21 protein-coding genes are annotated in these 21,648 nt (G+C 41.2%); 6 read left to right on the forward strand and 15 right to left on the reverse strand.

Going from position 1 to position 21,648, the window contains the following annotated elements:
- Positions 1-5 precede the first annotated feature (5 nt).
- Positions 6-782, reverse strand: coding sequence for a M23 family metallopeptidase (locus IR135_RS01170; protein ID WP_135095947.1), 777 nt, complete (start codon positions 780-782; stop codon positions 6-8).
- Positions 783-906: 124 nt separating this feature from the next.
- On the reverse strand, positions 907-2,004 hold the full coding sequence (locus IR135_RS01175; protein WP_135095949.1) for an AI-2E family transporter: 1,098 nt from the start codon (positions 2,002-2,004) through the stop codon (positions 907-909).
- A gap of 142 nt (positions 2,005-2,146) precedes the next feature.
- Between IR135_RS01175 and IR135_RS01180 the strand changes: the two genes are divergently transcribed.
- Positions 2,147-2,872: an alpha/beta hydrolase gene (locus IR135_RS01180; protein ID WP_135095951.1), complete on the forward strand. Its 726-nt coding sequence runs from the start codon at positions 2,147-2,149 to the stop codon at positions 2,870-2,872.
- A 67-nt stretch (positions 2,873-2,939) separates the two neighbouring features.
- Entirely contained in the window at positions 2,940-3,449 is a 510-nt protein-coding gene (locus IR135_RS01185) for a 2'-5' RNA ligase family protein (RefSeq protein ID WP_135095952.1), read from the forward strand.
- 24 nt (positions 3,450-3,473) lie between these two features.
- Here the strand turns inward: IR135_RS01185 and fabI are convergent, their stop codons facing one another.
- The 4 genes from fabI to IR135_RS01205 form a co-directional block, all read right to left on the reverse strand.
- Positions 3,474-4,241, reverse strand: a complete 768-nt coding sequence (gene fabI / locus IR135_RS01190) for an enoyl-ACP reductase FabI (RefSeq protein ID WP_135095954.1) — start codon at positions 4,239-4,241, stop codon at positions 3,474-3,476.
- A gap of 79 nt (positions 4,242-4,320) precedes the next feature.
- Positions 4,321-5,700: a magnesium transporter gene (gene mgtE / locus IR135_RS01195; protein WP_135095956.1), complete on the reverse strand. Its 1,380-nt coding sequence runs from the start codon at positions 5,698-5,700 to the stop codon at positions 4,321-4,323.
- A 21-nt stretch (positions 5,701-5,721) separates the two neighbouring features.
- Positions 5,722-6,516, reverse strand: coding sequence for an NAD kinase (locus IR135_RS01200; protein WP_135095958.1), 795 nt, complete (start codon positions 6,514-6,516; stop codon positions 5,722-5,724).
- 18 nt (positions 6,517-6,534) lie between these two features.
- Positions 6,535-7,155, reverse strand: a complete 621-nt coding sequence (locus IR135_RS01205) for a GTP pyrophosphokinase (protein ID WP_115883877.1) — start codon at positions 7,153-7,155, stop codon at positions 6,535-6,537.
- A gap of 153 nt (positions 7,156-7,308) precedes the next feature.
- Between IR135_RS01205 and IR135_RS01210 the strand changes: the two genes are divergently transcribed.
- Genes IR135_RS01210 through IR135_RS01220 form a run of 3 tightly spaced genes read left to right on the forward strand, consistent with a single transcriptional unit; the run spans position 7,309 to position 9,097 of the window.
- A complete protein-coding gene (locus IR135_RS01210) occupies positions 7,309-7,896 on the forward strand; it encodes a CYTH domain-containing protein (protein ID WP_167753329.1) in 588 nt (195 codons plus the stop codon).
- Complete coding sequence (locus tag IR135_RS01215) at positions 7,896-8,264, forward strand: globin (RefSeq protein ID WP_135095962.1); 369 nt, start codon at positions 7,896-7,898, stop codon at positions 8,262-8,264. The genes IR135_RS01210 and IR135_RS01215 overlap by 1 nt, the downstream gene beginning before the upstream one ends.
- A 17-nt stretch (positions 8,265-8,281) precedes the next feature.
- Complete coding sequence (locus IR135_RS01220) at positions 8,282-9,097, forward strand: DsbA family protein (RefSeq protein WP_167753342.1); 816 nt, start codon at positions 8,282-8,284, stop codon at positions 9,095-9,097.
- 406 nt (positions 9,098-9,503) lie between these two features.
- On the opposite strand, the gene pepF is transcribed toward IR135_RS01220, so the two are convergent.
- The 4 genes from pepF to spxA all read right to left on the reverse strand — a co-directional run bounded on the left by pepF (position 9,504) and on the right by spxA (position 13,646).
- On the reverse strand, positions 9,504-11,309 hold the full coding sequence (gene pepF, locus IR135_RS01225; protein ID WP_135095966.1) for an oligoendopeptidase F: 1,806 nt from the start codon (positions 11,307-11,309) through the stop codon (positions 9,504-9,506).
- 55 nt (positions 11,310-11,364) lie between these two features.
- Positions 11,365-12,339, reverse strand: a complete 975-nt coding sequence (locus tag IR135_RS01230) for a competence protein CoiA (protein WP_135095968.1) — start codon at positions 12,337-12,339, stop codon at positions 11,365-11,367.
- 65 nt (positions 12,340-12,404) lie between these two features.
- Entirely contained in the window at positions 12,405-13,076 is a 672-nt protein-coding gene (gene mecA / locus IR135_RS01235; RefSeq protein ID WP_115883883.1) for an adaptor protein MecA, read from the reverse strand.
- Positions 13,077-13,247: 171 nt separating this feature from the next.
- Complete coding sequence (gene spxA, locus IR135_RS01240; protein ID WP_115883884.1) at positions 13,248-13,646, reverse strand: transcriptional regulator SpxA; 399 nt, start codon at positions 13,644-13,646, stop codon at positions 13,248-13,250.
- 368 nt (positions 13,647-14,014) lie between these two features.
- Here spxA and trpS point away from each other — a divergent pair, with 368 nt between their 5' ends.
- Positions 14,015-15,016: a tryptophan--tRNA ligase gene (gene trpS / locus IR135_RS01245; protein WP_135095970.1), complete on the forward strand. Its 1,002-nt coding sequence runs from the start codon at positions 14,015-14,017 to the stop codon at positions 15,014-15,016.
- Between the two features lie 200 nt (positions 15,017-15,216).
- Here trpS and fabF read toward each other — a convergent pair whose 3' ends face one another.
- From fabF to IR135_RS01270, 5 genes are all read right to left on the reverse strand, one after another.
- Positions 15,217-16,458 (reverse strand): beta-ketoacyl-ACP synthase II, encoded by a 1,242-nt coding sequence (fabF, locus tag IR135_RS01250; protein WP_135095972.1) that lies wholly within the window; start codon positions 16,456-16,458, stop codon positions 15,217-15,219.
- Entirely contained in the window at positions 16,458-17,414 is a 957-nt protein-coding gene (locus IR135_RS01255) for a beta-ketoacyl-ACP synthase III (protein WP_135095973.1), read from the reverse strand. The genes fabF and IR135_RS01255 overlap by 1 nt, the downstream gene beginning before the upstream one ends.
- Before the next feature lie 140 nt (positions 17,415-17,554).
- Positions 17,555-19,408, reverse strand: a complete 1,854-nt coding sequence (locus IR135_RS01260; protein WP_135095974.1) for an oligopeptide ABC transporter substrate-binding protein — start codon at positions 19,406-19,408, stop codon at positions 17,555-17,557.
- A gap of 170 nt (positions 19,409-19,578) precedes the next feature.
- Entirely contained in the window at positions 19,579-20,454 is an 876-nt protein-coding gene (locus IR135_RS01265) for an ABC transporter permease (RefSeq protein ID WP_228063385.1), read from the reverse strand.
- A gap of 225 nt (positions 20,455-20,679) precedes the next feature.
- Positions 20,680-21,642 (reverse strand): ABC transporter permease, encoded by a 963-nt coding sequence (locus tag IR135_RS01270; protein ID WP_135095976.1) that lies wholly within the window; start codon positions 21,640-21,642, stop codon positions 20,680-20,682.
- Positions 21,643-21,648 lie beyond the last annotated feature (6 nt).

Raw genomic sequence — 21,648 nt, forward strand, 5'->3', positions numbered from 1 at the left:
TTTTTTTATTCTTTTCCTTTTGATGTATTCAGCCTGCTGAGTTTTCCATATAGCTTTGTTTCTTTAAATACCGTCCCCGGAATCTTTTTCCCGCACGCGATAAATACTGTTTTCCCCTGCTGCCTGCATCTAAGCCACCAGTATCCGTCATTATCATAGAGCTTATTAAAACTAAATTTCGAGTTTTTACCTGTAAAACCAATTCTCGAACCGGCCAGAGATGGAAAATCCCGGATATTAATTATTTGATCTGCAGTAAAATCCCCGCTCCACAGCCAAGCTGCATTATACCTGCGTTTATCGACATTTAGAGCAAGCGGATTAATACCCGTACAAACAAAATTCCGTTCCCTGCTTATATAGCCGTATTTTTGAAATTGAATATGGAGATGGCTGCCCATCTGGACATTCTGATAATTTGTATTGCTCTGATAGCCGATAATATCCCCCTGCTTTACGTGCTGGCCGGGGCTAATAGAAAGCGGCCGTGCAAGATGACCGTAGATTACCTGAATACCAAGATTCTTATTCGCAAGCACTACAGTACCGCCAAAGTTTCCAAAACCTGCTGTTCCAGGAGCAGCAATACCGTCAAAAACTGCCGGAACCGGTGCTCTGTCATATTTCACAAGATCATATGCTCTGTGGTAGCCTCCGCAGTAATTATCATAGTTATAGCCGTTCACCGTATAATTTCTCAATCCCCATATTCCGCTTTTGTACTTCGCCGGATCTGATGTAACCTTAAAACCATGATTAATTAAATACTCAATTGGATTCATCTTTCTCCCCCTTTTACCTTCTGACCTTTATATCGGCTGAAGACAGTAAAAAGGGCAATTTATTCTGCCGGCAGAAAGAAACCCGGGCAGCCAAAAGGACCATCCGGGTGTGTTTACTAAAAATTTAATTTGTTTTTGATATGTCTGTCAGCATGGTATCTTTCAGATTTGTACGGTACCTCCAGATATTCTGGATAATCGTTTTAATTACTGCATAGGTTGGTATAGCTACCAGAATACCGATAAAACCGGCGATATTTCCTGCAGCAAGCACGATAGTAATTACAGTCAAGGGATGCAGTGCAAGAGACTGCCCCATTACATTTGGAGTAATGAGGTTACTTTCAATCTGCTGGGCAATCAGTGTAATAACCGATACCCAGATAAACATAATCGGATCTTGAATCAGTGCAAGCAGTCCAGCAGGAATAAATGCTACCCACGGACCGACGAAAGGCACTATATTCATAAACAAAGCAAAGATTGCAAGCAGCAATGCATAATCCAGGCCGATAATTGTATAGCCGATGTATAAGATAATACACAGTATGAATGATACCAGCATCTGTCCCTGAATAAATGAACGCAGAGTGCGGTCGATATCGTATAATAATTCGATTAAAAACTGTTTAAAAGTTCCGCTGAACGGTGAAGTCATCGCTGGAATGAACTTATGGTGATCTTTCAGCATAAAGAAGAAAAAGAACGGTCCGAGCACCAGGGTTAAAAGGACACTCACTGTGCTTGTCACTATCGTAATTGCATTAGAAACAAAGCCGCTTAGCATATTCGTTCCCATATCGAGTGCATCCTCAGTTACCGACTGCAGATCGATATCAAATGGCAGACGTTCCCGCTGGCTCAGCAGATAATTTGCAATGTTCTGCACTTCACTTTGCAGTATAGGCAGTCTGGAGACTAAATTCTGTACCTGTTCTGTTACCATCGGTGCTACTGTCAGCGTAATAACCGCAATAACTATTAAGATAATTATAAAAATTGCAAGAATACTTACGAGTCTGTGCGCCTTGCGTTTTTCTAAAAAGCGCTGAATCGGTTCGGTTATGTAGTATAGCAGCCCGCCTATTAATACCGGGAAAAATATTGTCATTATTATCGTAATAAACGGATCAAAGATAATCTGAACCTGCATGACGAGCAGAATAATGACGAAAGTAATAATAAGTGCTATACCGCTTTGAAACCAAAGTTTATTAGTCATAAAGTGGCACCTCTGAAGTCTTTTAGTTTGTTCATATTGTATCATTCCTGCTTATAATTTCATACTATATAACAGGCAGATTCGGAAATACATGTTATCCCTAAGGACAAATTGGTAATATACAATATAAGGAGGCGTTACTTTGGATAAAACACCAGGAAAAGTACATACCACATCCCTCAGCTCGGAGGTTTGCGGTGAAACATTCGAAATACAATATTACCTGCCTAAATCGTATTCCGATCTTTATAAGTACAACGTTATTATAACTTTCGATTCGCAGGATTTCTTTAAATACGGGCAAATTGAACGATTAATTGAAAAGATGGAAGCAGATGGTGAGCTGGAACGGACAATCATTGTCGGTATTCCCTATCCTTCAGTTGAATGGCGCAATCATTACTTCAGTCCGAACGGAGAGCATCATGAAAAGTTTGTTACTTTTGTTGGCCGCGAACTCAACAGTTTTATAGACAAGCAGTTTAAAACTTTAAAAATGGCAAACAGCCGCCTGCTTATGGGCGAAAGTCTTGCCGGCAGTTTCGCTCTGTCGGTTGCATTGACCTATCCGAACACTTTCAGCCAGGCGCTTGCTTTCAGCCCTTTCGTCGACGAGCAGTTTATTAAGCGCTTTAAAAACAGCATGAGTCTGATTAATTTAAATATTTACCATACAATCGGCCTCGAAGAAGAAGATTTTACAACTATTATGGGCGCGCAGGCAGATTTTCTGACACCTAACCGCAAGTTGAATGAGATACTTGAAAACGAACCGCTTGAATACACATACCGCGAACTGGAAGGCGGACATATTTGGAAAACATGGAAACCGGAACTTAAAAATGTTCTTAGCCATTTTTTCGGATAGAAAACGTATACATTTTTTTTCGTAAAATGATATACTTGAAACAAATCGTTTAGGGAGGCATTTTAAAATGAAATTTGGAATAGCATTATTTCCATCTAAAAAACTTCAGGATACTGTGAACCAATATCGTAAGCGTTATGATGCTAGATATTCATATATCGCACCGCATATTACAGTAAAAGAAGCTTTTGAAGCGGATGAGAATGAAAAACCTCAGATTGCAGAATTTATCAAAAACGTAGCATCACAACATCAGCCTACAGAAATTGAAATTAAAAAGGTTTCAAGTTTTGCTCCAAAGAAACAAGTTGTTTATTTTAAAGTTGAGCCCAATGAAACATTAAGTTCAATTCACGAAGCGTTTAACAAAGGCGACTTTTACGGTGAAGCTTCACATCCGTTTGTACCGCATTTCACCCTCGCCCAGGAGGAAACAGCTCAGAAATTTGAAGATACACTCAGTCATTTGCAAATGATTGGAATCGAGCATTCAGAAACTCTGGATAAAATCAGTTTGTGCGTGCAGCTGGAAAACGGTATCTGGCATGTTACAGAAACCTTTAAATTAGGACAATAAAAAAACTCCCGAAAGGGAGTTTTTTTATGCCATAATATGATAACCGCTGTCCACGTGAAGAACTTCTCCTGTAATACCGCTTGACAGGTCGCTCAAAAGGAAGGCAACTGTGTTTCCTACTTCAAGCTGGTCAACGTTGCGTTTTAACGGCGCACGATCTGCAATTTCTTTAAGAATTGATTTGAATTCGCCGACAGCTGATGAACTCAGCGTACGGATTGGTCCTGCGGATACTGCGTTCACGCGGATGCCCTGTTCTCCAAGATCATATGCCAGGTAGCGTACACTTGCGTCAAGCGCTGCTTTTGCTACACCCATAACGTTGTAGTTAGGCATTGCGCGTTCGCCGCCAAGGTAAGTCATCGTGACGATGCTGCCGTTCTCATTCATGATTTCTTTAGCATATTTTGAAACAATCGTTAAGGAGTAAGCACTGATATCGAGTGCCATTTTGAACCCGTCACGTGAAGTTTCGCTGAAACCGCCTGTCAGTTCGTTTTTATCTGCAAATGCGATTGCGTGAAGAACACCGTCGATGCCGTTTGTTTTTTCGCCGATTTCTTTAAATGCTTTAGATACATCTTCGTCACTTGTTACGTCGCATTCAACGATAATATCGTGCTCGCCTTCAAGTTCAACAAGCAGCTTGTCCAGTTCCTTGCGGAAACGTTCGCCTAGAATAGTAAATACGAGTTTCGCACCCATTTTATCCAGAGCACGTGCTGCACCCCAGGCGATACTTCTTTTATTAGCTACACCCATAATTACATATGTTTTACCTGATAAATCCATTCAGAAATCCTCCTAATTCATCCCTAGTATTAGTACCTACTACTAATCTACATTTTATTAAGCCCCATTGCAAGAAATATCATAATAAGCTCGACATAAATACATTTGCGAGCGCAAAATAAATCAGCAGGCTGATGATATCATTTGCTGTAGTAATAAACGGACCGCTGGCAATAGCGGGGTCGATGCCAGCTTTATTCATTAATAAAGGTATAACAGTGCCGATAATAGTTGCAACTGACATCGATGCAAGCAAGCTGCCGCTGACAATAATACCGAGCACCGGCTCCCGGTACATCACTATAATAATAAGAAATATAACAATTCCGCAGACGAGACCCGTAATAAATCCGGAACCGAGTTCACGTCCTGCAAGCTTTATCTTGCTGGACTCTTTGATTTCGCCTGTCGATATACCGCGGATAGCCACAGCAAGCGATTGGGTTCCTGTGTTCCCTGCCATCCCGCTGATTACCGGAATAAATGCGCTGAGAAGCACAACCCGTGCCAGAGTATCTTCAAAAAATGACAGCATCCATGCCGTAATCATTCCCATAAAAGTCAATCCTATAAGCCATGGCAAACGTTTCTTTGCTGTTTCCACCGCCGTATCGGAAGTACTTTCGTTATCGCTCATACCGGCAAGTCTTGAATAGTCTTCCCCGGCCTCTTCATGAATAACATCCATAATATCGTCGGCTGTAATAATACCGACTAAATGATCCTGAAAATCGACAACAGGCACTGCAAGAAAATCGTAATCGCGGACAATTTGGGCGACTTCCTCCTGATCATCCGATACCCTTACCGACACGACTCGCTCGGTCATGACATCTCCGATGTATTCATCGTCATCTGCAACGATCAGTTCTCTCAGCGAAATAATGCCTGCAAGATGATTATCCGGATCGGTAACGAAGAGGTAGTAAATCATTTCCGATTCCGGCGCCACTTCTTTTAAATAGCGCATAGCTTCACGCACTGTCATAAGACTGTTAATGCTGACAACTTCCGTCGTCATGATACCGCCGGCAGTATCTTCCTCGTAGTTCATAAGACTGCGGATTTCCACTGCATCTTCTTTATCCATCAGCGGTAAATAAGTTGTCATTTTTTCGCGTGAGATTTCATTTAAAATATCCACTGCGTTATCGTACTGCATCGCCCCGATAATATGGGCTGCATAACGTGCATCTATTTTATCCAGCAGTTCTTCATATTCATCCGCTTCAAGTTCAAGCAAATCGAAGAAGTCTGATACTTCTTCCGGGCTTAAAAACTTGTACAGAGTATTTTTCTCTTCATCGGTGAGCGCCTGGTAAATTTCACCCTGTTCATAATTGTGCAGGTCCATAAATATTTCTCTGAAACCATCCAGGTTCTCTTCATTTAAATACTTAATAAGGCTCTGTTTTACTTCTTCAAAATCTATTTCTCTGTTGTCTCTTGACATATCCATACCCACTCTCAACAAAAACTTTTATGAAATGAACGAATCGTGCACTCTTTGCCAGAACGGGAATGGCCTGAATCGTGCAAAGCGGATCTTCTCTTCAGCTACGGAAAACTGAATAGACTTTACACCTTTGTGCACCAGGTTCACATGATCAATCGTCATCTGATATTCTTCACTGTTAACCGGTCTGACGTTGACAAAATGATGCTTCGGCAAGACAAGCGGCGAACCGACCGTCCGGAAGACACGGTTATTTATCGATGCAATTTCAGTCATCTGCACTGCTTCGATGGACGGGTGTATAATAGCACCGCCGAGCGCCTTATTATATGCTGTGGAACCCGAAGGCGTTGAAATACACAAACCATCCCCTCTGAATCTTTCAAAGTGGCGGTTTCTGATATCCACATCCATAACCAGTGTCGATCCGTTGGTCATACGGAGCGTCGCTTCATTTAAGGCGAGGTACTTCGTTTCCATGCCGACTTTATCATAATGAATCATCACTTCGACAAGCGGATACTCAACGATTTCAAAGTCATCATTTTTCAATGCCATAATCAGGCGTTCAACTTCATCTTGTCCCCAGTCGGCGTAAAAACCGAGATGTCCTGTATGCACTCCGACAAATGATACTTCACCGACGATATGCTGATAGCGGTGAAACGCCTGAAGCAGCGTACCGTCGCCTCCAACAGAAACGACAATTTCCGGCGACTTTTCATCCAGCACCATATCCATCTCAAGCATATAGTTCATCATTTTGTCAGTTAGCGCGTTCGATTTTGTATCCCCTTTTGAAACTATAGCAAATCTCATATCATCACCTGATTTCATTTATATATTACGTTTTTTGGAAAAGTATTTCTGCGCTTCCTGAACTTCTTCTCTTATCTCCGACATTTCTTTGTCGAGCAGATAAGCCGCTTCAGCTGCATTCTGCAGACGGTCTTTAATTTCCGGCGGATATTCTCCCGAATATTTATAATTCAGAGTATGTTCAATTGTCGCCCAAAAATTCATGGCGAGCGTACGGATTTGAATTTCAGCGAGAATATTAATTCTGCCGTTCACGCTCTCGACCGGATACTCGATAATAATATGATACGAGCGGTAGCCGCTTTCCTTTGTATTCTCGATATAATCGCGTTCTTCAATTACCTTCATATCTCCCCGTGATCTGATATGATCTGTAATTACATTAATATCATCAACGAACTGGCACATAATCCGGATACCCGCTATATCATACATCTGCGCACGCAGATTATCATAAGGGATATTTCTCGTACTCGCCTTTTCTATTATACTCTGGACCGGCTTCACTCTTGATGTTACAAACTCCACCGGTGAGGACTGGCTCGTAATCTGATAATCTTTGCGGATACCTTTCAGCTTAATTTTAAGCTCTTCCACCGCCTGTCTGTACGGTGCTAAAAATATACTCCACTCTTCCAATTAAATTCATCCTCCAGACTCCACTGTAAAGGCCATTATTTTTTACTTCTGACGTAATTTATTCTACCATAACCCGTGAATTCTTATATATATAATCTGTTTGCTTTACAGGTTTTAAAAATTTAAGGATAATAACTGTGAGGAGTGAGGATGATGTTCGAAAAAGAAATCGAGTTTAAAAACCTGCTGACGGAAAGTGAATACGGTAAAATCAGGAACGATCATTTCTCCGGCGGACAGCCGCTGCATTTAACAAACTACTACATAGATAATAATGAACTGCAGCTGATTAACAATCTATTAATGCTGAGAATACGGGTCGAAGGCGGCAAGCAGCTCATGACGGTAAAAATCCCGGATGAACGCCATGTCGTTTACGAGTATTCCGGTGTTACGGATATCGATCTCACCGAAGGTGCTGCCATCGATGAAAGCAGCATCCCGGAAAACATACGCGGACAGCTTAAACAACGCAATATCCGGATGGACAGTCTGGCCATTCAGGGAACCTTAGTGACCGAACGGTTCGAAAAACCTTTAAACCTCGGTCTGCTCGTGCTCGACAGGAGCACCTACCTCGGGACGACTGACTTTGAACTTGAATTTGAAGCGCCTGACGTCAGTACCGGACAGGCAGAATTTACGCAAATTCTTAATAATTATGGTATTGTACGACGAGACGAAATTGTTAAAAGCGCACGTTTTTATAATGCACTTAAACACAAGAAGGGGGTAAACTGATGCCTTTAGCATATAATGAAATCGGCGAGGAAAAGCTTTATAAAATGATAGATATTTTTTATGAATATGTAAAAAATGACGACCGTATTAACCATCTTTTCCCCGACGATTTAACAGAAACTGCCTATAAGCAGAAACTCTTTCAAACACAATTTCTCGGCGGACCGAATTTGTACAACGAAAAGTACGGACATCCGATGCTCCGGGCAAGGCATATCCCTTTTAAAGTGACACCCGCTGCAAGCGAAGCCTGGCTTGAGAATATGAACCGGGCGATTCTTGACGTCGGTATAGATGAAGAATTGCGTGAGTATTTGATGGCACGTTATACCCTTACTGCAAAGCATATGGTAAACAGTGAGGATTAACAGCCGTCAACAAAAATATAGAGGTGAAATACGTGAGCAAAAATAATAGTGAAGACTTGCTGTTATTGGAGCAGTCAGATCATACAGTCGAAATTTTTTATTTCTTTGATCCATTTTCAAATGACTGTATAGCTATGGAGCCCGTAATAAATAAATTGCTGATTGAATACCGCGGACATATTACTATTAAAAAAATATTGGCGCCGTCGCTGTCTGTGCTGACTAAATGTCAGGCGCAGTCTACATCCAGTGTCGATAATATAGCACTCGCCTACAAAGCGGCGGAAATCCAGGGACAGTCCAAAGCTCGAGCTTTTATCAGATATATTTTTAACAGGATTAATCCGCTGAATACAATCTGCACGAAAGAAATGATTGATGACAGCGCAAGACTTGCCGGCATCGATTTAAATTCATTCCACGAAGATTTGAACTCTCCGACACTCGATGCGATGCTGAAATACGATTTGTCAGTGTTCAGGGAGATGGATATCGAAAGCCTGCCCGCCATGGTTTTCTTCTCAGGTGATGTAAAATCGGAAGGGGTTAAAGTTGAAGGTTTTTATCCATATCATATATACACTTATATTATTAACGAGCTGATCGGTATCGAAGTGGAGAAAAGACAGCTTCCAAGTATCATTGACTATATCAGAGCCCATGAACTCGTCAGTTTTGATGAATTAAAAACTATCTTTGAGTGGCGTGCCGGTTTATTATTAAACGAACTGAAAAAACTGCGGCTTCAGCGCTTAATTGATGAAGTCAATTTAAACAATCAGTCTTTCTATCAGCTTAAACAGCCGGCAGTTCCGCTGCAGGCAAAACATTAATAACGAAAAATACCAGGTCCGAAACAAAAGATATAAAAGGTTATAATATTAGATGATTTCACTTTAAAAGCCGTACGTTAGACTTCTAGGGGAATAGCATCTGCGTGAGACTACAGACTCACGCGATGCCCCAGAAAAGCTAACGTACGGCTTATTTATGCTGTAAACATTTATGTCCGAGCCCAGTGTTTTTTAATATGTATTAAAAAAGCCAATAAAAAAAGTAGCACATCTTCTATAATGTGCTACTCAAACAAAGGGGATGGGAGAAATTTTTCACTGTTAACAAAGGGGTATGTTTCAGTGATAAAATTTTCATGAGTTAAATATAGCACGGTAACAAGCTCTAAGCAACACTTTGAACAGTTTTTCACATTATTGTCATAATGTAAACGAATTCACAAACTTAATTCTCTAAATCAGTAAGCAATTCTTCAAATTTTGTTAATTGTGCTTCAAAAACTTCCAGTGCATTTTCAACCGGTTTGCTCGTCGTCATGTCGACTCCAGCATTTTTTAATATTTCAATCGGGTAGTTCGATGATCCTTTTTTAAGGAATTCCTCGATATAGCGCTGTGCAGTCTCTTCCCCTTCTTCCAGCACCTGTTTTGACAGACTTGCTGCAGCTGCGTAGCCTGTTGCATATTGATAAACGTAATAGTTCATATAGAAGTGAGGAATTCTTGCCCACTCCACGCTGATTGCTTCGTCGTAGTCGACTGCATCACCGAAATATTTTTTATTCAGATCTCCGTAAACTTCGCTGAGCTTGCCTGCTGTCAGCGGCTCTCCCGCTTCTTTAAGCACATGAATTGCATGCTCAAACTCCGCAAACATCGTCTGACGGAACACGGTGCCTCTGAAACCTTCCAGCTGTTCGTTCAATAAGTACAGCTGCTGTTTTTTATCATCGAGCGTATTAAACATGTAATCAGCAAGCAGCGCTTCGTTAAAAGTACTTGCGACTTCTGCAACAAAGATAGAATAGCCGCTCGTATTTGCCGGCTGGTTTTTGCGCGAATAATAACTGTGCACAGAATGTCCGAATTCATGCGCCAGCGTGAACAGGTTATTGACATTATCCTGCCAGTTCATAAGGATAAACGGATTTGTCCCGTAAGTGCCTGATGAGTATGCACCTGTACGTTTTCCTTTGTTCTCATATACGTCTACCCAGCGGTTCTCTAAGCCTTCTTTAACGATGCTGACATATTCTTCACCTAAAGGCTGGAGAGCATTTACAAGCCATTCTTTGGCATTTTCATAAGTCATATCAAAGTCTGTATCTTCAACGAGCGGTACGTACATATCATACATTTTCAATTCATCGACTTTTAAAAACTTCTTGCGCAGTTCTGTATAACGGTGTAAAAGATGAAGATTATCGTTCACTGTGTTTACCAGGTTGTCATACACAGATTCAGGAATATGGTTATTTGACAGCGCCTGATGACGGCTTGATTTATACCCTCTGACATCCGCACTGAAAGCATGAGTATTTACAACTCCGGCAAGTGTCTGGCTGAGTGTGTTTTTAAATTGATTATATTCACCGTACAGGTTGTTATAAGCAGACTCGCGCAGCGTCCTGTCGGAAGATTTAAGCAGTTCAACATAGTTCCCCTGAGTAAGTTCATGCTCTTTTCCTTCCTTGTCAACAGCAGGTTTAAAAGTAATATCTGCATTATTAAACATACCGTACACTTGAGATGGTGTATGCATCACTTCACCGGCACGGGCAAGGAGCTGTTCTTCTTTATCGCTTAAAATATACGGTCGCTGCTTATTTAATTTCTCAAGATCAAATTTAAATTCCGCGAGCCGTTCATGATTCGCATATTCTTTTAAAGTTTCTTCAGGAATTTCCATAATTGCCGGCACGAGGAAACTCCAGGCTGTCGAGTATTTAACTGCAAGTGATCTTGCCCGGCTTTCGAGTGCGCTGTAAGTATCATTTGACGTATCCTGGTCGTGTTTTAAATGAGCATAGACAAATAATTGCCCGAGTTCTGTATCGAGTGATCTTTCGAGCTCCAGAGCATCTGCGAGTTTTTCTGCAGAATCGAAACCATCTTTGAATTGATCGTTATCAGCGATTTTGCTCTCGAGTGCTTTATACGCTTTTTCAAAATCTTCGTCACTTTTAAAGATCGTCGTTAAATCCCACGTATTTTCAAGCTGCTGTTCTTCTCTAGTAATTAAATTCCCCATGAATAAAAACCTCCGTTTATTAGTAACACAATTTTCTCAATAATTTATTCTTTATTCAAGCAATATCTTTCGAAATCCGAAAAACTTTTAAATAGAAAGCAAGCAGCTTCTTAATGATTGTGTTTTTATCAGGAATATCAGAGAGTGTTCTCAATTTAATAAAGTTAGAAAACTTTTCGCGGTCAAAAGTACTGTTCGTTAAATGGTAATAAATATATAACTTCCACTCAATTGGCGAATTTAAAATATATCTTTCATCAAAACCGGTAAAATAAAGAAAATCAGGCAGCGTGCCTGCAGTCAGACCCAGCTGATACATATAAGTCAGTGTCGGATTCAAGACTGATTTCCCGGATTTCTCACGCCGGATTAAACGCTTCACCGCTGCTTCTGACAGCCTGTATGTTTCTGCCCAGCTTTCCTTAGTTTGAAATGTTAATAAATCATCCAGGACCACCTGTTCTTTTTTAAATGTGAAACGGTTTAAGCCGGCAGTATGCCCGATGTGCCAGGCAGTAATAATAAGTTTTTCGGTATCCACTGTATAGATAGTATCTTCGGACATGGCGGACAGCTGAAAATGACTTAAGGAGACGAGCACACCTTCCTGTTTTATTTCTTTTTCGTCCAGCAGCCAGATTACTCTGATACCGAGCTTACGATAGCCTGAGGTGCGCGATAAAATTAATTCCGGACTGATTCTTGACAGCTGAATTTCAAGAGCCAGGCTGTGTTCAATTAAAATATCCGGAATCTGTTCAATACTTTCAAGATAATATTCCATCGCTGTATCGTAACGCTTCTTCAATTTAAGGTATAAATCGTGTTTCAGCTTTAAATGGAGCAGCGATTCCCTTTTGTATAAATATCTGCTGCATTGTAAAATATGATGGTGAGAAAAGTGCGGAACCTTTACGCTGCCTGCTTTTAAAATAACAGGTGTGTCACAGACCGGACAGAAATACAGTTCATTTTTTACTGCATTTAAAGCCATAACCTGCAAGCCGTTTTCATCATTTGCCATAAACATAAAAAAACCTCCTTTTCCTATATATAGGGAAAAAGGAGGTTTTATTTTTTTTTCGTACAAGTTAATTAATTTTCTTGAAAATATCTTCTAACCTGCGCCCGAACGTTGTTACTCATTATAATTTTTCCATATTCATCCAGTAAGGCACTGGCAATCGAAGTCGGCTCACTGTATTCCAGCAGCTTTGATTCAATACCTTCCATACTGTCAAAATGTGTTCTGTAGTCAAAGAAGACCTGGTAGTAGTATTTACCATCCAGTACATACAGTAAATCTTCATACAGCGTTTCATCCACTTCAACTTCATGAGTATATTTTATAAGATTTTCAAAATCACTAAAGTGAACCATCAGGGGTTCATTAATGACTGGAACATCAAATTTATTATTGTTGTCAGTTTTCCGTTCGTCGATGGCTTTATCGATAAATGATTCGATTTCCCGGTTTTCAATATTCATGGCATAAGGCTCCATGCCATACGGATCATGTTCATTCTGGGACTTAGACACAACGACTTCGATACCTTTGTCGAACGCATGCACTTGAATCCATAATGGGCCATCCATAGCAAAATCATCTGTTTGCTCGTTGTTTACTTCATCCATAATCGTCCAGAAAAATTCTTCGCCGCGCTGACGGTTCATCCATAAATCTTCTTTGTTAAAACCGCGGCTTTCAATATCGCTGTATGTTAAGAAGAATTTAATGGTTGAGTCGTTCACTCTTTCAATTCTCATCCTGCTCACTCCCTTACCATCATTTCTGCCTATTATACTAAGGATTATAATATAATACCAAATTTTAGATTTGTCTGCTTATTATATGTTAAAACGCCCGCAGATAGCAAATCATCTGCAGGCGTATTGAACTTCATACATATATCAAGTTAATCATCGTACAAATATTTCTTATAATTCTGCCAGGCGTTTAGCTTCGATTAGATGCAAGGTTCTAATGCTGCGTGGTAAAAAGCGTCTGATTTCATCTTCGTTGTAGCCCACTTGTAAACGTTTGTCATCCATAATAATTGGACGTCTCAATAAACCGGGGTTTTCCATAATTAAAGTATACAGCTCATTCATAGGAAGGCTTTCGATATCAACATTTAATTTTTGGAAAGTTTTAGAGCGAGTCGAGATAATTTCTTCTGTCCCGTACTCTGTCATTCTTAAAATAGATTTAACTTCGTCTAAAGTTAATGGTTCAGAAAATACATTGCGTTCCGTATAAGGAATATCGTTTTCCTGCAACCATGCTTTTGCCTTACGACATGACGTACAACTTGGAGAAGTAAATAGTACTACCATGTAACTCACACTCCAATTTTTTATTTCTAACAAGAATCTATACCCGTTTAAAGTTATCTTTAAACATCTCACCAGTATGTAACCCTGACTCCTGTTGACAATTCTTATTATAGGTACTAAACATTAAAATAAAATGAGAATATTGTAATAATCTTAAAAATTATTAATTAAGCTGCTGTTAAAAAGCAATATTTACTGCCTGATTCTATTATAACATCAAATTTGGTCAAAGCATAGATGTTTTCCGCATTAATACTGCCTACTCCAGTTTTTTCATATAAATTAATGCTAATTTGCCCACTTGATTGCACATCTGCAAAAAGAGTATTAATATTAAGAGACTAACTAAAACTATGTAGGTGACATTAATGAAAACATTATTCTCAGGCGTTCAGCCAAGCGGTATTCCGACTATAGGGAACTATATTGGCGCTTATAAACAATTCGTTGAATTACAGGACGAATACGATTCATACTTCTGCATCGTGGACCAGCATGCTATCACTGTGCCCCAGGACCGGCTAAAGCTTCGTGAAAATTCACGAGCGCTCGCAGCCATTTATCTTGCAAGCGGCTTAAATCCCGATAAGATTTCTCTCTTTATACAAAGTGAAGTCTCAGCTCATGCCAAAGCAGCATGGATGCTGCAGTGTACTTCATATATCGGAGAGCTTGAACGTATGACACAGTTTAAAGATAAAGCACGAAAGCAAAATCAGCGGGACGGCATCTCTGTTGGACTCCTGACTTATCCTGCTTTAATGGCCGGCGATATTTTACTTTACAACGCTGACGTAGTACCAGTCGGTGAAGATCAGACTCAGCACATTGAATTTACCCGCAATATTGCCGAGCGTTTTAACACTAAATATAATGACATCTTCACACTGCCTGAAATTAAACTGCCGGCAGTAGGCGGACGTATTATGAGCCTGAACGAGCCTGTTAAGAAAATGAGTAAGAGTGATGATAATCAAAAATCATTTATAACCTTACTGGACGATCCAAATCAGGCGGCGAAGAAAATCCGTTCTGCCGTTACCGATTCTGATACCGAAATTAAATTCGATAAGGAAAACAAACCTGGTATTTCGAACTTGCTCACTATTTACAGTTCATTAACCGATAAAACAATCGGACAGCTGACTGAAGAATATAAAGACTCTAGCTACGGAGACTTTAAGAAGGATCTCGGGGAAGTCGTGAAAGAATTCCTTATCGATTTCCAGGAAAGATACAACTATTACCTCAACAGTGAAGAACTGGATGAGATTCTTGATGCCGGCCGCGATAAAGCAGCGCGGAAAGCAGATAAGATGGTAGAAAAAATGGAACGCGCAATGGGCTTAGGCAGAAAGCGCAGAAAATAATCAGTAATCCGGACAGAATTTTTGATTCTGCCCGGATTTTTTGTGTTTTTGGGTAAATGAAAAGGGGATCGAGATTTCATTGCGGAGCAAACACACTTTCTCGGGAATGACAGGAGCTCATTGCGGAGCAAACGGTAAAATTCCATACAAACAAAAAAAGCACGCTCCACCCAAGGCAGAACGTGCTTCAATATATAATTTTATTCTTCGTATTTTTTAAATACCAGGGACGCATTGTGACCGCCGAAACCTAAACTGTTAGATACAGCATATTTAAGGTCAGCTTTTTCAACACCGTTCGGCACGTAGTTAAGATCGCACTCCGGAGCCTGGTTTATTAAATTAATAGTCGGGTGAACTTTGCCTTCACGCAGACTGTAAGCAGTAATGATCGCTTCCATACCGCCTGCTCCGCCGAGCATGTGGCCCGTCATCGATTTAGTCGAGTTGACGAACAAGTTATCCGCATGTTCTTTAAAGACAGAACGGATTGCTAGCGTTTCAAATTCATCGTTGTAAGGTGTGCTCGTACCATGCGCGTTGATGTACTGCACTTCTTCCGGTTTAATGCCGGCATCTTTCAGCGCTTCAGCCATTGCGCGTGCGCCGCCTTCTCCATTTGGCGCCGGTGCTGTAATGTGATGTGCATCTCCCGTAGAGCCGTAGCCTACAATTTCAGCATATATTTGTGCACCGCGTGCTTTTGCATGCTCGAGTTCTTCGATAACAACAATCCCGGCACCTTCAGCTATTACGAAACCGTCCCGGTCTTTTGAGAAGGGACGCGACGCATATTCAGGATCGTTCGAGTTCGATAATGCTCTGTTCGCCTGGAATCCTGCAACACCCATGTTTGTAATTGGCGCTTCAGTACCGCCCGTAATCATTACATCTGCCTGGCCGCGTTCAATAATTTTAAACGCGTCACCGATAGAGTTTGTACCGGTTGCACATGCTGTGACCGTCGCACCGTTCGGGCCTTTTGCCCCTTCACGGATTGACACCTGGCCGCTCGCCATATCCGGGATCATCATCGGAACGAAGAAAGGACTGACACGTCTCGGTCCTTTAGTCGTCAGCGCGATAAAACCATCTTCCAGTGACTGAATGCCGCCGATTCCGGAACCGATCCATACTCCGACACGTTCAGCATTGCTGTCGTTAATTTCAAGACCTGAATCCTTTACCGCTTCGTCTGCCGCAATAACAGCAAATTGTGTAAATTTATCCATTCTGCGCGCTTCTTTTCTATCGATAAAATCTTCTATATTTAAGTTTTTTACTTCTCCGCCGATATGAACATTAAATTGTTCGGTATCGATATTAGTAATTTCTGCAATTCCATTCTTACCCGCCAATGCGTTCTGCCATGTTTCCTTTGCTGTATTACCAATTGGTGTTACTGCCCCTGCACCGGTAATTACAACTCGCCTTCTAGTCATTAAGAGTCCTCCTTTTTAGTACCCCAAGTTAAACAAACTGCGCCCCATGTTAAACCGCCGCCAAATCCGACGAGAACAATATTGTCTCCCGGTTTGATGCGGTTTCTTTTCACTTCATAATCTATACTGAGCGGAATCGATGCTGCTGAAGTGTTCCCGTATTTATTGACAGTCACACTCATTTTATCATAAGGCAGCCCCATACGTTCTCTTGCCGCATTCATAATTCTAATATTAGCCTGATGAGGAATCAGCATATCAATATCTTCTTTTGCAAGTCCTGCTTTTTCAGTGACTGCAACGCTCGACTCTCCCATTTGACGGACTGCAAATTTAAATACTTCCCGGCCGTTCATACGGATATATCCTTTTTCTTTATCTCCATATAAATACTTGCCGCCTGATCCTTTGCTCCCGAGTTCGAAAGATTTAATGCCGAAACCTTCTTCAACTTCACCAACGACTACAGCACCTGCACCGTCTCCGAATAATACCGCGGTCGAGCGGTCTTCAAAGTCAGTTATTTTTGTCAGCTTATCAACGCCGACCACTAAAATATTTTTGTAGTTGCCGGATTTAACGAACATTTCAGCTGTTGAGAGTCCATATATAAAACCTGAACATGCAGCGAGCTGATCCATCGATGCAACATTATTGAGTCCCAGACGGTCCTGAATCATAGTTGCAACTGTCGGGAATTTATAATCTCCGGTAGAAGTGGCAACGATTACAAAATCGATATCTTCTTTTGCCACGCCCGAGTTCTCTATCGCCTCTTCAGCTGCATAAAAAGCCATTTCACTTGTTTCCATATCTTCCGCGAAACGCCGTTCTTCTATACCTGTCATTTCTCTAATCCATTCATCAGAAGTATCGAGAATTTTTTCAAAGTCAAAATTCGTAAATACTTTTTCTGGTGCATATGAACCAATGCCGAGAATTCCTACATTTGTCATGCTTCTCACACCTTATAGTCTCATTATATTACTAGGTACTAATTTATCATAATTCAGTCCGTCTTTCAATTAAAAACAAACTGATAAATAAGAAGAAACCTGAGACAATTTGTCCCAGGTTTCCTCTTATTCATTAATGGTTATTCTGCGTCTTCAACACCAACGCGGTACCATAACAGGTCTTCGTTCCACTCGTAATCTTCAGAGTAGTTGATTACTCTTTCGTTTACAGGTGTAACAAATGCACGGTAAAGTGTCGGAATTACAGGAATATCTTCAGCCATCAGTTCTGCCCACTGGTTGTATACATCTTTTCTGTATTCAGTGTCAAGAGCTTCTGCTGAGTTACCATCTTCCAGCAATGCAGTACTTTCATCTGATTCATAGCGAGTGTAGTTAAATGGAGCATCCGGACCGTAAAGACCTGAAGGGTCTACGTCAGAACCTACACTCCAGGCACCCTGATAAATATCGATTTCCGGATCATCGTTTTCAACCATGTCGTAGAATGAGTTAAACTCGATTAAACGGCCGTTAGTTAATTCAACATTTAAACCGACATCTCTCCAAGACTGGATGTAGTAGTTTGCTAATGGTTCCGCAGTATCTCCACCTGACATTGAAGCAAAGTTAATCGTTAACGGTTCTCCTTCAGGTGTTTCTCTCATGCCATCTCCATCAGTATCTTCGTATCCAGCTTCGTCAAGAATGCGGTTTGCTTCTTCAGGATCGTAGGCAGGAACTTCTACTTCTTCATGCCAGTTAGCATGGTAAGGAGTAATTAGTGAAGTTGCTTTCCAGCGAAGTCCGTTGTAGAAACGTTCGCCGATTGCGTCATTGTCAATTGCATGCCACATTGCACGGCGTAATTCAACGTCGCCCATTTTCATTTCTTCGGGTTTATAATCTACACGATTTTCATCAGCATTCCATGAGCCGAGTTTAAATCCGATGTAAGTATAAGCACCTTCAATATTTGCCAGCCATTCAACACCTTCAATGTCTGCAACATCCGGATACTGGTCTGTCGGGAAACTGATAGCATAATCTATCTCTCCTGACTCAACTGCACTTGCAACTGACGATGGTGCAATGACACGTACCGTTACTTCTGCAGCTCCTGGTTCACCGCGCCAATAATCTTCAAACTTAGACATAGAAATCGACTCACCTGAAACCATTGAGTCCACTTTGTATGGTCCAATACCAATTGGGTTTTCACGAGTTTCAGGTGCTGCTGCCATATCAGCTACTTCTATACCGTCATAATGATGTTCAGGGAAAGCATATGGCCAGAAACCACCGGCTGTTAATGACGGCGCAAGTTCACTGTATGTAAATACAGCAGTTTGATCATCCACTACTTCAATACCTGAAATAGAATCAGCATCGCCGCTTCTATATTCTTCGTACCCTTCGATTAGCGTAAAGCCGTCTGTTGAACCGCGTACCCCGTCGTAATCAGGATGTCCGATAACTTCATATGAAGCAACATAGTCCTGAATCGTTAACGGCTCCCCATCGTGCCAATTCACGTCATCACGCACTGTAAACGTTACAGTGTTATTTTCTTCATCGAGTTCGTAAGTCATCGCACCCTCATTTGTATACTGGAAATCAGCATCCATTGACAGTAATGATTCATCGAATAACTCAAGCATTTCTGCATCTGGTGCACCATTGTAGAATGCCCAGTTCAGAGTGCCCTCAAAAGGCGTATCTGATGAATATCCTACTTTAATAGTTCCTTCCCCTGAAGGCTCCCCTGTATTAGATACTGTTTTTGGAAAATCTTCATAGTTGTATACTTCTCCTGAAGCAGTATCCCCTTCTTCTGCAGAATCATCTGATGATTCTTCATCTCCTGATTCTTCCGTTGAAGCGTCATCCGTAGATGTATCTTCTTCTGAAGAATCTCCCCCGCATGCTGCCAGCGCTAAAACAAGAGCCAGCGTCATAAGGAAGCAAAACCTCGACCAAGAAATTTTAGTCATTTTATTTCCTCCTTTGTTTTTACTGCTTGATATATATACAAAGTTCAGATCTCCGAACTTTAGTATCTGAATTGAAATTCTTCCATAAAATGTTTGTAAAGTTTTCTTAATATTCATAATAGCATAGTTATGCAGCATTACAATAATTTTTTGAAAATTAAGTCTTCTGTTTATGCATTGCGCTGACGGGCGTCTCCTGCACGTCTGAATGCTTCTCCGATGTTTCTGACACACAGCATTAAGATTAAAATCAGGATTGCAGCAGGTGCCCAAATCCACCATCTGTTCTGCAGAGTCTGCGTTTGAATTGCATAAGCCATGAGTGTCCCGAGTGAAGGTGTGCTCTCCGGGAAACCAAAGCCGATAAATGACAAGCCTGATTCAATTCCGATATTCGCAGCCAGTGACAGCGTTGCGTTAACGATAATCAGACCGACCATGTTTGGCATCAGCTGGGTAAATATAATTTTAATATTAGAACTTCCAAGAGTCCGGGAAGCATTAATATAATCGAGCTCTTTCTCCTGCATCGCAATTGAACGAATCAGCCGCGCTGTACCTGTCCACAAGAAGGCAGCCATAATTAATGAGAATGTCCAGATATCATACGATGGAACGATTGTTACGAATACAACAACGATCATCAGGAATGGCAGAACCATGAAAAAGTCAACAACACGCATCATCGCGTTATCGATATGTCCGCCAAAGTAGCCCGATACAACACCGTAAACTATACCGAAGCCGACACTTATAGCAGTGACCAGGAAACCGATAGCAAGTGAATTCCTCGTTCCAATAATCAGCTGGCCGAAGATATCGCGGCCGCCGTAGTCCGTTCCCAATCTGAATTCATCATTAGGTGGCTGGTTGATTGCGAATAAATCCACTTTAACAATCGCCGCCTGGTTCAGGAACATCGTTAAGCCGAATACATATGATGTAATAACGACTAGAATTATAAGAGAGAACAGCGCGAGTTTATCGCTGATTAATTCTTCAAATATAATTTTCCAGCCGGGCTTAGAGCGCGGCAGATTTTTCATATCCAGCGCGCCATGGCCCACTGCCCCATGCGGTAAATCCGCTTTAACGCTCATATCCATTTCTTTTCGCTCACTGCTGTCTTTATCATCCAGTGAGAATGCATCCCCTTTTTCAGGCGGGGTGTATTCTTTGTTTGCCGGTTCTTCACTGTACTTATAAGTTTCTGTTTCATTTTCTTTCAGTCTGTTTTTGTCTTCTCTTTTATTAGCCAAATTCACCCCTCCTTACTTAATGCGGATACGCGGATCCACTATACTTAAAATAATATCTGACAGCAGCGTTCCTATAATCGCAAGCATTCCGTACATTAGAATAAGTACGTTCGCCACTGAAAAGTCGCGGATTGAAATTGATTCAAGGAATAAGCGGCCCATGCCTGGATAGCCGTAAATCGTTTCGATAAACAGCGACCCGCCTAATAATGCCGTAATTTCATAACCGAAGAAAGCAGCAATCGGTAAAATTGAGTTTCTAAAAATATGTTTCGTATAAACTTTTCCTTCTGTTACACCTTTAGCACGTGCTAAAGTTATGAAGTCTTTCTGTTTTGTTTCGATAATACCGCTCCTTAAATACTGAACGGTGCCGACCAGCCCGATTAAAGCTATAGCAAAACTCGGCAATATAAGATGCTGGATTTTACTCAGCACATACTCGAAGGTGCCCGGCTGTATGCCCGCTCCAACCGAACCGCCTGTAGGAAACCAGCCAAGTGTATAGCCGAACAGCAGCAGCATTACTAAACCAAAAATAAATGTCGGTGTTGCGAAACCTAAGTATGTGTATCCTGTAATCAGACTGTCGAGCGGCGAGTCGTTCCATCGTCCTGAAATAAGGCCTAATGGAATACCGATTAAGTAAATTAATACTGCTGAGAATAATGACAGCCATATGGTATTCAGCATTCTATCACCGATAACGTCAAGTACCGGCTGCTGTTTAAAGAACGAGTGCCCGAAATCTCCCTGCAGCATCGCAGCTATCCAGTCTCTGTACTGAATATACCAGGGATTGTTTAGTCCCATCTGTTCACGCAGACGTTCGATTTGTTCAATCGGCACTGTAGGGTCAATCAGACCGCTTAAGGCATCCCCCGGCATTAAAGAACCCAGGAAGAATACCAGAATACTTAGTAAAATAATTTGCGGAAACGATATAATTAACCGTCTAATAGTAAATTTTAACATTCAGCC

It is taken from the genome of Jeotgalicoccus nanhaiensis, assembly GCF_015235105.1.
In the GTDB taxonomy this organism is placed as follows: Bacteria; Bacillota; Bacilli; order Staphylococcales; family Salinicoccaceae; genus Jeotgalicoccus; species Jeotgalicoccus nanhaiensis.